Genomic DNA, 13824 nt, shown 5'->3' on the forward strand with positions numbered 1-13824 from the left:
TTCTGGTCATCTGCTGCGTTAGTTGTTACTGGGTCAGGCCTGAGCTGCGTGCCTGACTGAGCAGTGCCCGAGCGCTGCGCACGAACGGCCCGTCGACCATTTGGCCGTCCACCAGATACGCGCCGATGCCCGCGGCTTCGGCTTTTGCCGCCGCTTCGACGACGCGCTGCGCATGGGCGATCTGCTCGGCATCGGGTAGAAAGGCCTGGTTGGCGAGCTCGATCTGCGATGGATGAATACAGGACTTGCCGATATAGCCCAATTGCCGTGCAGTCTTGGCCTCAGCGGCAAAGCCCTCAGGATCATTGACCCGGGCGAATGCCGAGTCGTAGGTCGCAACACCGGCTTCACCGGCTGCCAAACGCAAATTGAGGCGGATCTGATGCAGCGTCCATGGGTCTTTGCGGTCAATGCCCAACGGTTCCAGCAAATCAGCGAGGCCCAATTGCAGGCCGTTGACCCGAGGGCTGGCGGCGGCAATCGCCGCCGCATTGCGTAAACCCTTGGGCGACTCGATGGTGGCCAGGATCATGATCGGTTGAGCAATGCCGTGTTGCGCCTCCAGTTCATCGAGGCGCAGGGCGAGAGAGCGAATTTGTTCGGCGGATTCGACTTTCGGCAGATTGATCACCTGCATCGCAGTGCCAACCAGAGCAATCAGGTCGTTTTCATAATGCGGCGACGACTGATCGTTGACCCGTACCACGAGGGTCTTGGTCGTCGGCTCAAGGGTGCGCAGAAAGTCCGCAAGCTGCTGGCGGGCGCTGTCTTTGGCGCTGGGGTCGACGGCGTCTTCCAGATCGAAGCTGATGGCGTCTGCCTTGGAAGCCAGGGCCTTGGCGAAGAGCTCGGGGCGCGACCCGGGCACGAAGAGTTTGCTGCGCATTGACGATCCTCGGTGTTTTTCTTATGGGCCACGGCAAGGAAGACGCGGCGGGATCTATATTGCAAATCGCAGGAAGATAACTAAAGTGCGTATTACTTGAATTAGAGTCCACAAAAAATTCACTATGGACACTCGTTACCTCGAAAGTTTCCTTCAGGTTGCGCGGCTGGGTTCCACCGCTGCGGCCGCTCGCGCACTCAACCTCACGCCCACCGCCGTCGCGCAACGCATCAAAGCGCTGGAACATGAGATCGGCGCCACGCTGCTGACGCGTGCCGGACGCAATATGCAGGCGACTGCGGCAGGTCTGGCGCTGATCGAGCCGGCGGGCGAGCTGGTGCGTCGCACGCGGGACTTGAGCGCCATCGCGGCGCTGGACGTGGTCGCCGGAGACTTGCGCATCGGTTGCATCTCCACGGCGCTGGCGTATCTGGTGCCACGGGTGCTGGCAACCTTGATCGAACGCCACAAACATCTGCGCACGCACCTTGAGCCTGCGGTGTCCACTGAGCTGTATCGCAAAGTGGTTGCGGGTGACATTGACGTCGGGCTCATGGTCCGGCCTGGCTTCGACCTTCCCAAGGAATTCACTTGGCGACCTCTGCACGACGAGCCGTTCATGGTGCTGGCCCCGGCGCAACTGGTAGGTCGCGAGGCGCATCAAGTGCTGGCCAGCGAGCCGTTTATTCGTTACCACCGCAGATCCTGGGGTGGCCTGCTGGCGGATCGGTACTTGCTGGAAGCGGGGATTGCCCCCAGAGAACGTTTCGAAATCGATACCCTAGACGCAATCGCGGCCATGGTCGGCGGCGGCCTTGGGGTGTCGTTGGTACCGCGCTGGCAACCGCTGCACGCCAATCTGGATGCGCTGGCGCAGTTGCCTTTGCCCGGCACCGGCCTGCATCGTCCCATCGGGGTGCTGTGGAAGCGCAATTCGGCCAAGGTCAAGTTGATCGACGCGTTCTGCGAAGTGCTTTATGAACACCCGATAGCGGCCGGCAAACACGCATAAGGGTTCAGTTTTATTTCACTCTGAAGCCATTGAAAACTATTTTTAATCTCCTGTTGCGAAGCTCAGACTTTATTCCAATGCTGCGCCGATTAGCGATCCCGAGGGACGCGTGGGCGCCATACGAATAAAAAGCACTGCGGAGATATTTCATGAGTGAGCGCCCAATCCCTTCTTCACGCCTCGAACGCTCGGGCCCGGCGGGTCCTTTAAGCGGGATCAAGGTGCTGGACCTGAGCGCCTATATTGCCGGGCCTTACGGTTGTTCGCTGTTGGCCGACCAAGGCGCCGAGGTGATCAAGATCGAGCCGCCCAGCGGCGACAACCTGCGTAAGTACCCCTCGACCCTGGCCAGCGAAAGCCGCGCCTTCCTCGGCGTCAATCGCAGCAAGCTCGGCGTGGTGCTTGACCTCAAGCGTCCGGAAGGGCTGCAGACCCTTTACGCGCTTGTGCGAGACGCCGACGTGCTGGTGCACAACTTTCGTCCCAGCGTTCCGGGTCGGCTGGGTATCGGATACGAAACACTCAAGGCACTCAACCCCCGTCTGATCTACTGCGCCGTCACCGGTTATGGCGAAAGCGGCCCGCTGAAAGAAAAAGCCGGCTACGACCAGGTGCTGCAAACCATGACCGGGATGTGCGCCGCTCAAGGTAAAACGGGCGGCGCGCCGGAAGTCCTTTACGGTTCGGTGGTGGATTACTACGCGGCGGCGTTGGTCGCGGGCGGGGTGTCATCGGCGTTGTTTGAACGGGAAAGAACCGGCGAAGGGCAGTACGTTGGCGTATCCCTGCTGCGCAGCGCCTTGACCATGCAATCGGCGCGGCTGATCTGGGCGGAAGGTGAGCCCGCCGAGATTGATCGCGACATGCGTTCCGGCGGCATCACCGGTATTCACCCGACGCGGGAAGGGCACTTGTATCTGTCGGCCAATACCCCGCACTTCTGGCAAGCATTGTGCGAGAAGACCGGATTGCTCAATCTGCTGGACGAGCGTTACGACAGCGTGCGCAAGCGTGCCGAGCAGCACGCGGTCATCGTTCCGCAACTGCATGCGGCCCTGGCGGCGCGCAGCGCACTGGAATGGGAAGTCGTATTTGGCGACGCCGTACCGTGCGCCGCGTCGCGCCGTATCGAAGACATGTTTGACCACCCGCAATGCGCGGCCGAAGACTTGATCGCCGACTACCAGCATCCAGTAGTCGGACATTATCGCGGCTTCACTCGCCCGATCCGCTATGGCCGCACGCCTGGCCCGCAACCCTTCGCGGCGCCAGCGTTTGGCCAGGATTCTGACCAGGTGCTGCGCGCCCATGGTTTCACTGACGAACAAATCAGCGGTCTGCGCGATTGCGGAGCGCTGCTGTAAAACGATCACCCTTGTAAATCGGGCGCACTGAGCGCCCGAGCAGCTATGTCCATAACAATCACAATAGGATTCACGTCATGCCAATCAACCTGGTGCAATACCTGGGCTTGTCTCGCGTTGCGCGGAGGAAGCCCGAATGACTGTAGCGCTCAGCAAACCTCGCAGCCTGCGCACGCGGCTGACCGACAATACGATTCGGGTGTTCGAACGCACCATCCCCGACCCCTTCGTACTGGCGGTTTTCCTCACTTTCGTGATCGCCCTGGCGGCGCTGATCTGGGGCCCGCAGGCTTCGGTCACCAACGTTTTGTCCGGCTGGTACAAAGGCTTCTTCAACATTTTTACCTTCGCCTTGCAGATTACTTTGGTACTGGTGCTCGGGCATGCGTTGGCTCATGCGCCAGTGGTGCAGCGGTTTTTCACCCGGTTGATCAGCCTGGCCCGTACACCGGCACAGGCAGGCGCGCTGATATTCGTCAGTGTCGCGGTGACGTCCTTTTTCAACTGGGGTTTTGGCCTGGTGATGAGTGCGCTGCTGGCTCGGGAAATCGCCAAACGCATGCATGTGGATTTCGCCTGGATCGTCGCGGCAGGCTTCTCCGGCTGGGTGGTCTGGGCCGGCGGACTTTCCAGCTCTATCGTACTGGCGCAATCGACGGCTGGTAGCCCGATGAACGTGGTGGAGAAAGTCACCGGTCAGGTGCTGAACCTGGGCGATATGGTGTTCGCACCGTTCAATCTGGTGCCCAATCTGGTGATGTTGCTGGTCATTCCGTTCGTCCTGGCTGTGCTGCGCCCGCGTGGCGATGACGTGATTGCACTGGACATCAGCAAACACCCGGACCCGGTTATTGAACGTCCGCCTGAAGGCCCATGGACCTTCGCCCAGCGTCTGGAGTATTCATGGCTGGGCAGCGTGCTGATGGGGGGTGGCGGGATTGCGGTGATGGTTTTCGCCTACTTCGGGCAGTTGCAGTTCACCGGCGTCAACGCGGTGATTTTCGTGATGTTCACCGCCGGGATCCTGTTACATCGCTATCCACTGGCCTACGCCAATGCGGTGAAGAATGCCGCCAGGCAGAGCGGATCGATGATGCTGCAATACCCGTTGTACGGGGGATTGATGGGCATCATGGAAGCCACCGGTTTGCCAGGCGTGATCGCTAATTCGTTCGTGGCCATCTCCAACGAGCACACGCTGCCGTTCTGGAGCTACATCTGTTCGCTGGTGGTGACCTTCCTGATTCCGAGCGGCGGCGGTCATTGGGCGGTGCAGGGGCCTTTCGTCATTCCTGCGGCTGTCACGCTGCATGCTTCGTTGCCGGGGACCACCATGGCGGTGGCCATGGGCGAGCAGGTCTCCAACATGCTGCAGCCATTCTGGGCCGCGCCAGTGGTGGCGATGGCCGGTGTCGGCGTGCAACGGGTACTGGGTTTTACCTTCGCGACGTTTCTGGTTGGGGCCTTTGTCTACGGCGCTTCGTTGCTACTTTTGTTGTAACCAAACGACTCATGATGTTAAATGGCCATCAACTAAATATTGGCGCCAAAATTCCATCTATTTTTTCAAGATAGGTCTTACAGCGCCGATACTCTCAAAAACCACACTAACCAGGAGGGCATCTAGTTCATGAAACTCACCGTCAAACACAAGTTGCTGTGCTTAGCCATTATCCCCGCTTTGTTGTTCGCATTGATCATCAGCGGCCTTGCGTCGTGGATGTTACAGAGCAGCGCCGATCAGGAAATGCGTGAGACCCGCGACAGTCTGGTCAAGCGCAATCGCGAAATCCTGAAGAACTACGTGGACATCGCTCTGACCACCATCAAGCCTTTGCATGATGCGTCGGCGAATGGCGATATGGCTGCGCGGGACAAGGCGCTGGAAGTTCTGAAGCCGGTCAAGTTCGGGGATGAGGGTTACTTCTTCGGTTACGACGGCAAAGGCGTACGGACCTTCCGTGGCGACAGCACCGCAGGTGTAGGCAAGAGTTTCTGGGATACTAAGGATCCCGACGGTTCCTACCACTACCAGACCTTTGTGGAAGTGGCTAAAAACGGCAAGCACTATATTGATTACGCTGCGCCCAAACCTGGCCAGGAGACTGTTCAGGTTCCCAAGCTTGGCTACACGGTTTACCTGGAAAAGTGGGACATGGTGCTTGGCAGTGCCATCAATATGGATGACATCGACGCCGCCATGCTCGTGGAGCAGGCTGCGGTTACCGAGCGCACCCGAAATTTGCTGGGCAGCATCTTCCTTGTGACCCTGGTGTTGTTGCTGGTAACCGCCGCTGCGGGGATCTGGACCGCTAACGGTGTGGTACGTCCACTGCGCATGCTCAAGACCAACCTGGATGACATCGCGGCCGGTGATGGCGATCTCACTCATCGCCTGGTCATCACCAGCAGCGACGAGTTGGGCGATCTCGCCGCGTCGTTCAACCGTTTCGTCGACAAAATCCACGCCATGGTCCGTCAGGTGGCGCAGATGACCACCGAGCTGGACGGCCTCGTCGTTCAAGCAACCCAGCAGACCTTGCGCTCCGAGCAAGCGATGCAGCGCCAGCGCAACGAGACCGATCAGGTGGCAACCGCCATCAACGAAATGTCGTCCGCAGCCCAGGAAGTCGCAATGAGCGCCCAACGGGCCGCCGAAGCTGCCGCTGAGACCGATCAGCAAGGGCATGCCGCGCGCAAAGTGGTCGGCAACAACATTATTGGCATGAGCGCGTTGGTGTCCGACATTCGTATGAGTGGCACCAGCCTCGACAACCTGCAGCAAGACGTGCGGTCCATTGTTTCGGTGCTGGACGTGATTCGCTCCATCGCCGATCAGACCAACCTGTTGGCGCTCAACGCCGCAATCGAAGCGGCACGCGCCGGTGAAGCCGGTCGCGGCTTTGCGGTAGTCGCTGATGAAGTGCGCGCGCTGGCCAGCCGTACCCAGCAGAGCACTCAGGAAATTCAGGGCATGATCACCCGCCTTGAGGCTGGCACCACGGCTTCGGTCGCCGCCATGCAGCGCTCAACCGAAGCTGGCGAGGGTGCCAATCAACAGACCAATGCGGTCGGCGCGTCACTGGATTCGATCTCGGGTTTGATCGGCACGATCAACGCGATGAACGCGCAAATCGCCAGCGCAGCGGAGGAGCAGACTTCGGTCGCCGAAGAGATCAACCGCAGCGTGCACCAGATCGCTGGCGCCGTGGAGAGCCTTGCCGACGAAACCGAGCAGAGCGCACGCACCATGCGCGAAGTGTCATCGCTGGGCACTAACCTCGCCAGCCTGGTTCGCCAATTCAAGATCTAATGAAACGTTTAAGTTGCCGCTTGCCTGGCAACAGGCAGCGATAACTGTTTTAGTCATGACTGATTAGTTAGCTTGATCATGATTAGGCAGCAATCCAGTTGCCGCCCACGCGGCAACCTATAAGAAAAATCAGAAAGACCGAAGCACACCCGTGTTTAGATCCAGGAGTGAGTAGTAATGTCTGATAACGATACCTCCCCCGGCCGTCGCGACTTCTTGCGTAAGTCGTTGACGCTGATCCCCGTTGTAACCCTGGCCAGTGCCGGCCTTCCCAGTTCCGCTTTCGCCCAGACTCCCGCGAGTGACGCTCAGTCAGGCGCGTCGTCGGCAGTCAAAACCAGCGATTACAAACCCACGTTTTTCACACCCGAAGAATGGGCATTCCTCTTTGCCGCCTGCGACCGGTTAATCCCGTCCGACCAGGTAGGTCCCGGCGCCGTCGAACTGGGCGTGCCGGAGTTTCTCGACCGCCACATGCAGACGCCCTACGCCAACGGTGGCATCTGGTACATGCAGGGCCCGTTTATCCAGGCAGCACCGGAATTCGGTTACCAGGGCCGTCTGACACTGCGCGAAACGTTGCGGGTCGGCATCAAGGCCGTTGACGCCAGTTGCAAGAAAACCTTTTCCGGCAAGACCTTCGCCCAGCTGACGACTGCCCAGCAGGAAGAGCTGCTGAAGAATGCCGAGAGTGGCAAGTTGGTGCTGGAGGACATTTCTTCGAAGTTGTTCTTCACCAACTTGCTCAATGAGGTGCGTAACGGCTACTTCGCCGACCCTTCACACGGCGGCAATAAAAACATGGGCGCGTGGAAGATGATCGGTTATCCCGGCATGCGTGCCGATTACATGGATTGGGTGACGGTGCGTGACAAGCCGTACCCGCTGCCCCCGGTCGATCTGGCCGGGCGGAGGGGTTGAGCATGGCAAGCGTTAAACCAAAAGTAGACGCAGTGATTGTCGGCATGGGCTGGACCGGGGCGATCATGGCCAAGGAACTCACCGATGCGGGGCTTACGGTCGTGGTGCTGGAGCGCGGTGCTGATCGTGACACGCAACCTGATTTTGCCTACCCGAAAGTCGTCGATGAACTCGAAGGTTCGGTGCATCGCCGCTACCTGCAAAGCCTGTCCCAGGAAACCGTCACCGCGCGGCATAACCTGACTTCCACCGCCGTTCCGTATCGGCAGATGGGCTCGTTCAAACCCGGCACCGGTGTGGGCGGCGCGGGCAGTCACTGGTCTGGCTGTCACTTCCGCGCGTTGCCGGAAGACTTCAAGCTGCGCAGCAATGTCGAACAGCGTTATGGCGCGAAATTCATTCCCAGCGACATGACTATCCAGGATTTCCCGGTCACCTACGAAGACCTTGAACCGCACTTCGATCACTTTGAATACGTGTGCGGCACTTCCGGCAAGGCCGGTGTGATTCAAGGCGCCAAACAGCTGGGCGGCAACCCGTTTGAAGGCTCGCGCTCGCGTGAATTCCCGCTGGGCCCGAATCCTAATTATCTCGGCGCCGAAATGTTTTACGGCGCGGCTCGCGAGATGGGCTGGGATCCGTATCCGATCCCGGCGTCCAACGCATCGGCACCTTACGTCAATCCGTATGGCTGCCAGATGGGCCCGTGCAACGCCTGCGGATTTTGCAGCGATTACGGTTGCCTGAACTACTCCAAGGCCAGCCCGAACATCAGCATTCTGCCAGTGCTGCGCCAGCGCAAGAACTTCGACTTGCGCACCAATGCGCAGGTCCTGAAAGTCAATCTCGACAGCGATGGCAAGAAGGCGACCGGCGTTACTTATCTGGATGCCCAGGGCAGTGAAGTCGAGCAGCAGGCCGATCTGGTCCTGCTCTGCGCATTTTCCCTGTTCAATGTGCATCTGATGCTGCTCTCGGGTATCGGCAAACCCTACGACCCGCAGACTGGTGAAGGCACCATCGGCCGCAACTACTCGTACCAGAACCTCAATCGTGTGGTGCTGTTTTTCGGCAAGGAAGTGCAAGCCAACCAGTTCATCGGTATCGGTGGCGCGGGCACGACCATGGACAATCTCAACGGCAACCAGCTCGACAATGCCAAGGCCGGTTTTGTCGGTGGCGGCATCATCTGGGCCCGTCAGCCCGGTGCCGGTCCGGTGCGCGGGATCAACGTACCGCCGGGCACCCCAGCCTGGGGCACACAGTGGAAACAGGCGGCCAGCGATGCGTTCCGTCACTCGTTCTACTTCGAAGTGCAGGGCGCGTGCATGTCGTACCGTCAGCATTACTTGAGTCTTGATCCGACCTACAAGGACGGCTTCGGGCGACCACTGCTGCGGATGAACTTCGACTGGCACGACAATGAAATCAAGGCCTCGCAATTCCTGGTAGGCAAGGCGCTGGAAATGTCGAAAATCCTCAACCCGACTGCCGTTGCTGGCGATGCGAAGAAACCGGGCGAGCATTACAACATCACCAAGTACCAGAGCACCCATACCTGTGGCGGCGCGATCATGGGCAGCGACCCGAAGACCTCGGCGCTGAACCGGTATCTGCAATCCTGGGACGTGCATAACGTGTTCGCCATCGGCGCCAATGCGTTTCCGCAAAACAACGGCTATAACCCGACCGGAATGGTGGGTGCGCTGGCGTACTGGTCTGCCAAGGCCATTCGCGAGCAGTACCTGAAAAACCCCGGCCCGCTGGTTCAGGCATAAGGAGCGAAACCCATGAAAAAGTTTCTCCTGAGTCTGGTTGGACTGGGCGTAGTAGTGCTGGTCGTGTTGTTGGCGTTCGCGTTCTGGCCGACGCACACCCGTGCGCTGCAGGCCGCACCTGAAGCGCAGCAGGCGGCGTTGATCGAGAAGGGCCGTTACCTGGCTGATGCAGGCGATTGCACGGCTTGTCACACGGCCAAAGGTGGCCAGCCGTTCGCCGGTGGCCTACCGATTGCCTCGCCGATCGGCACGCTGTACAGCAGCAATATCACGCCCGATAAGGCCTCCGGTATTGGCGCTTACTCGCTGGATGATTTTGACCGCGCGATTCGTCACGGCATTGCTGCCAATGGCGACAGTCTGTACCCGGCCATGCCTTATCCGGCCTACGCGAAGATCGGTGACGACGACTTGCGGGCGCTGTACGCGTACTTCATGCACGGCGTCACAGCGGTCAATGCCGAGAACCGCGCCAACGATGTCGCGTGGCCATTGTCGATGCGCTGGCCGCTGGCGATCTGGCGCAAGGTGTTCGCACCGGAGCCCGATGCAGTGGCATTCAAGGCCGACGGCTACAAGGACACCCAGGTGGCACGCGGTGCCTATCTGGTTCAAGGCCTTGGGCATTGCGGCAGTTGCCACACGCCGCGCGCGTTGACCTTGCAGGAAAAGGCGCTGGATGAGTCAAGTCCGGTTTACCTGTCGGGCGGGCCGGTGATTGATGGCTGGCTGGCGGTCAACCTGCGTGGCAATCCGGCAGACGGCCTGGGCAGTTGGAGCGCCGAGGACATCGTCGCGACACTGCGCAGCGCACGCAGCTCGACCCATGCGGTATTGGGTGGCGCAATGGGTGATGTGGTGGTTCACAGCACCCAGCACCTCAACGATGGCGACCTGCAAGCGGTGGCCGCTTACCTGAAAACGCTGCCAGCCAGCGATCGTCAGGTATCGAATTTCAAGGCCGATCCAACTACCGCCAAAGCATTGGCTGCCGGGGAAGAGGCCAGTCGTGGCGCCGAGTTGTACGTCGACAACTGCTCCGCCTGCCACCGCACCAACGGTCAAGGCTACGAGCGGGTCTTCCCGAAAATCGCCGGCAACTCATCGGTGCTTTCGGAGGATCCGGTGTCGATGATTCGCCTGGTACTGGCAGGCAGCAAGTTGCCCGCTACCGCGACTGCACCTTCCGAACTGGGCATGCCCGGTTTCGCCTGGCGTATGTCGGACGAAGAGGTGGCGCAACTGCTGACCTTCATCCGCAGCAGTTGGGGCAATCAGGCGCCGGCGGTGAATGCCGCACAGGTCAAGCAACTGCGAGACACGCTGCCGAAGGAATCGCCAGCGGTGTCGCGCACGGACATCGCCAAGCCGTAAGGTTGTAGCGGTAACCGACAGGCTGGGCCGACGTGCAATGCGTCGGCCCGGCCTCTGCCCATTAACCGAAACAAAGCCCTTCGCGAACCGCCTCTACCCGTTGGAGATTCTTTGGTCGTGTGGAAGTCCTTAAGTAGCTTTGGATTGCTATTCGCTCTGATTTTTTAGCAGAGTGAAGGCTACTCGCGCAGTTTGCGAGCCAGCATGACCGGGGCCTGAGTGGTGCTGAATCCGCCAGCTCTTTGCTCTTGGTAGAACGGTTTCCAGGTCGCGGTACGAGGCTTGCTCGTGAATCTGGCACCTCGGTGGGCTAGACCTACCGAGTTATCGTTCTTCCCGGACAAGTCCGGTCCTACCGGGCCGATGCAAAACCGGTAGGAGGGGACTTGTCCCCGAGACGCCAGCCCACCTCAATCCACTTGCCCCGCCTTCATTGTCTGTGCCGACGCTTTGTTGGAGTGAGGCTTGCCCGCGAATCGTAGGTACGTCCGCCCTTATTTCGAAACCTAAACCAAGCCCTTCACGAACAAGTTCGTTTCTACGGACTATCTTCTCTGCTGCACGTCATCTTTCAATCCGAATTCATCGGTGTATATTGAATTCAAAATACAAAAACGACGCAGGAGATTGAAATGAGTGATTCCACCGATCAAGCCCTATTAGTCCCTTTTGTGGGTCCGACGTTGCTCGGTACGCCCTTGCTGAACAAGGGCACGGCGTTTACCCAGCACGAACGCGACACGTTGCATTTGCAAGGCCTGCTGCCGCAGCAGATTGAAACCATCGAGCAACAAGTCCAGCGCGCCTATCACCAGTTTCAGGGCTGTACGACCGATCTGGACAAACATGTCCTGCTGCGCTCGATTCAGGATTTCAATGAAACCCTGTTCTTCCGCCTGGTCGACGAGCATCTCGATGAAATGCTGCCGATTATCTACACGCCAACGGTGGGCAAGGCCTGCCAGGAATTCTCGCGGATCTATCGCAGCCATCGCGGCTTGTTCATCAGTATTGCCGACCGGGATCGCATCGACGAGATCCTCAACAATGTCACCAAAGACCATGTAAAAATCATCGTCGTCAGTGATTGCGAGCGCATTCTGGGGCTCGGCGATCAGGGCGTTGGCGGCATGGGCATTCCTATCGGCAAGTTGTCGTTGTATACGGCCTGCGGCGGGATCAGTCCGGCCTACACCTTGCCAGTGGTGCTGGATGTGGGCACCAATAATCCGGGTTTGCTGGCTGATCCGTTGTATTTCGGGCGCCGGGAACAGCGCATTCGCGGCGCTGAATATGATGCTTTCCTTCAGGCCTTTGTCGAGGGCGTTCAGCGTCGCTGGCCCGAGGCGATTCTGCAATTCGAAGACTTTGCCCTGACCAATGCCATGCCGCTGTTGGCGCGTTATCGCGACCAGTTGTGTTGCTTCAATGACGACATTCAGGGCACCGCCGCTGTCACCGTAGGCACATTGCTGGCAGCCTGTAAGGTCAAGGGCCAGCGCCTGTCAGACCAGACCGTTGCGTTTGTAGGAGCCGGCTCTGCCGGATGCGGGATTGCCGAGCAGATCATTGCGGCGATGCAACTGGAAGGCTTGAGCGACGCCCAGGCGCGCAGCCAGGTATTTCTGCTTAACAGCAAAGGCTTGCTGACCGATCGCCAGCCGGATCTCTACGATTTCCAGCAACGCCTGGCACATTCCAGCGAGTCTCTGGCGCAATGGGATTTCGACGCTGACTGGCCGTCGCTGCAGGACGTCGTGAGCAATGCGAAACCCACGGTTTTGATTGGCGTGTCAGGCAAAGCTGGTTTGTTCACCCAGCCGATCATCCAGACCATGCATGCGCATTGTGCGCAACCGATCATCATGCCGTTGTCCAATCCGACTTCGCAGATCGAAGCCCATCCCAAAGACATCCTGCAATGGACCGACGGGCAGGCGCTGGTCGCTACCGGCAGCCCGTTTCTACCTATCGAGCTGTTTGGCAAAACCTTCCCCATCGCGCAGTGCAACAACTCCTACATCTTCCCCGGTATCGGCCTGGGCGCGATTGCCAGCAAGGCAACGCGTATCACCGACGGCATGCTCATGGCCTCGGCCCAGGCATTGGCCGACAGTGCCGGGGCGGGGCAGATGTTGCCGCCGTTGCGAGATGTCCAGGCGGTGAGCAAGCGTATCGCCCTGGCGGTCGGTTTGGCTGCGCAGCGCGATCTGGTCGCCGAGCCAGCGTCTGAACAAACGCTGCGGGACGCCATCGACGAGCATTTCTGGTATCCGGTTTATCGGAACTACGAGCGTCGCCCGGAATAAACACCGAGGCAGAAAAATCCCGCCGGATTGGCGGGATTTTTTTTGCTCAGGAACTCAGCTCTCGCGTCTCATGTGCGGCTATACAAGCGTCAGTGAGATCGCCGGTAAGCCCTGAATCCGGCCTTGCACCTGCCCGGCACTTTCAGCGAAAAATATCCCGGTGTAAGAACCGGTGGTAACCACGAACTCCTTGGGGACGGTCAAACCCTGGCGGGTGTGATGGTTGACCAGCCACGGCAGTAAACGTCGCGGATCACCCGCTGGATTGGCGACCGCCGAAGGCACGATGCTGGCGCCGTTCAGCGTCAGCTCAAGGGTTGGATTAACGAAATCGAAGCTGTCTTCGTAAGGCACAAATTCGCCGACGATTAACGCGCCGTGATTGAGCAGGTCGGCCAGTTGCGTCAGCGGTTCGATTTTCGGCCAGGCGGCAAAACGACTGGAAACCAGTTCAATGGTCGCGGCCATTTCACCGATGCCTGCCATGACCTCATCGTCGCTGTAGGCCTCGTCGCGCGGAGTAAATGCGCGATTGAAACGGAAGGCGACTTCCAGTTCCAGGCCCACCTGCGGGTAACCGGCGCGATCAAATTCGCTGGCCGAGGCGAACAGGCAGTTCTGTGGCAGCGGCGATCCCTGAATCGGACCGGTAAGGGATTTCGAGCCAATCTTCCAACCGCCGGGCTTCACGCCACGCAAACGGAGGATGTCCTGCTGGATCTGGTACGCAGCGTCCTTGTCAGTTGGCTGCAAATCAGCGTCGAACTCGCCCAATGGGCTGCGTTCTTGGTGTGCATCGACAAGCAATTGCGCCAGGCGCGAAGGTGAGGTTGCTGAGTTCAAGGGGGCGCTCCATTTGTGTCCAGA

General features: G+C 59.3%; 9 protein-coding genes and 2 pseudogenes. 9 read left to right on the plus strand and 2 right to left on the minus strand.

What is annotated here, in order from left to right:
• Positions 1-25: 25 nt before the first annotated feature.
• Complete coding sequence (locus tag AFK24_RS05015) at positions 26-886, minus strand: HpcH/HpaI aldolase/citrate lyase family protein (protein ID WP_065832195.1); 861 nt, start codon at positions 884-886, stop codon at positions 26-28.
• A gap of 124 nt (positions 887-1010) precedes the next feature.
• Between AFK24_RS05015 and AFK24_RS05020 the strand changes: the two genes are divergently transcribed.
• The 9 genes and pseudogenes from AFK24_RS05020 to AFK24_RS05055 all read left to right on the plus strand — a co-directional run bounded on the left by AFK24_RS05020 (position 1011) and on the right by AFK24_RS05055 (position 12957).
• Positions 1011-1898 carry a LysR family transcriptional regulator gene (locus tag AFK24_RS05020; protein WP_065832196.1) on the plus strand — a complete coding sequence of 296 codons (888 nt, stop codon included), beginning with the start codon at positions 1011-1013 and terminating at the stop codon, positions 1896-1898.
• A gap of 149 nt (positions 1899-2047) precedes the next feature.
• Positions 2048-3262 (plus strand): CaiB/BaiF CoA transferase family protein, encoded by a 1215-nt coding sequence (locus tag AFK24_RS05025; RefSeq protein ID WP_065832197.1) that lies wholly within the window; start codon positions 2048-2050, stop codon positions 3260-3262.
• A 136-nt stretch (positions 3263-3398) separates the two neighbouring features.
• Positions 3399-4763, plus strand: coding sequence for a TIGR00366 family protein (locus AFK24_RS05030; protein WP_065832198.1), 1365 nt, complete (start codon positions 3399-3401; stop codon positions 4761-4763).
• Between the two features lie 246 nt (positions 4764-5009).
• Positions 5010-5717: pseudogene (locus AFK24_RS31940) on the plus strand (cache domain-containing protein); the annotation flags it as partial.
• 369 nt (positions 5718-6086) lie between these two features.
• Positions 6087-6575, plus strand: a pseudogene (locus AFK24_RS31945) (methyl-accepting chemotaxis protein); the annotation flags it as partial.
• 177 nt (positions 6576-6752) lie between these two features.
• Entirely contained in the window at positions 6753-7496 is a 744-nt protein-coding gene (locus AFK24_RS05040; RefSeq protein ID WP_065832200.1) for a gluconate 2-dehydrogenase subunit 3 family protein, read from the plus strand.
• A gap of 2 nt (positions 7497-7498) precedes the next feature.
• Positions 7499-9274: a GMC family oxidoreductase gene (locus AFK24_RS05045; RefSeq protein WP_065832201.1), complete on the plus strand. Its 1776-nt coding sequence runs from the start codon at positions 7499-7501 to the stop codon at positions 9272-9274.
• A 12-nt stretch (positions 9275-9286) separates the two neighbouring features.
• Complete coding sequence (locus tag AFK24_RS05050) at positions 9287-10648, plus strand: cytochrome c (protein ID WP_080482038.1); 1362 nt, start codon at positions 9287-9289, stop codon at positions 10646-10648.
• 632 nt (positions 10649-11280) lie between these two features.
• A complete protein-coding gene (locus AFK24_RS05055; RefSeq protein WP_080482039.1) occupies positions 11281-12957 on the plus strand; it encodes an NAD-dependent malic enzyme in 1677 nt (558 codons plus the stop codon).
• Between the two features lie 78 nt (positions 12958-13035).
• On the opposite strand, the gene AFK24_RS05060 is transcribed toward AFK24_RS05055, so the two are convergent.
• Positions 13036-13800 (minus strand): 2-keto-4-pentenoate hydratase, encoded by a 765-nt coding sequence (locus tag AFK24_RS05060; protein WP_065832203.1) that lies wholly within the window; start codon positions 13798-13800, stop codon positions 13036-13038.
• Positions 13801-13824: the final 24 nt, after the last annotated feature.

The sequence above is a fragment of the Pseudomonas syringae genome, assembly GCF_001698815.1.
Classification (GTDB): domain Bacteria; phylum Pseudomonadota; class Gammaproteobacteria; order Pseudomonadales; family Pseudomonadaceae; genus Aquipseudomonas; species Aquipseudomonas syringae_A.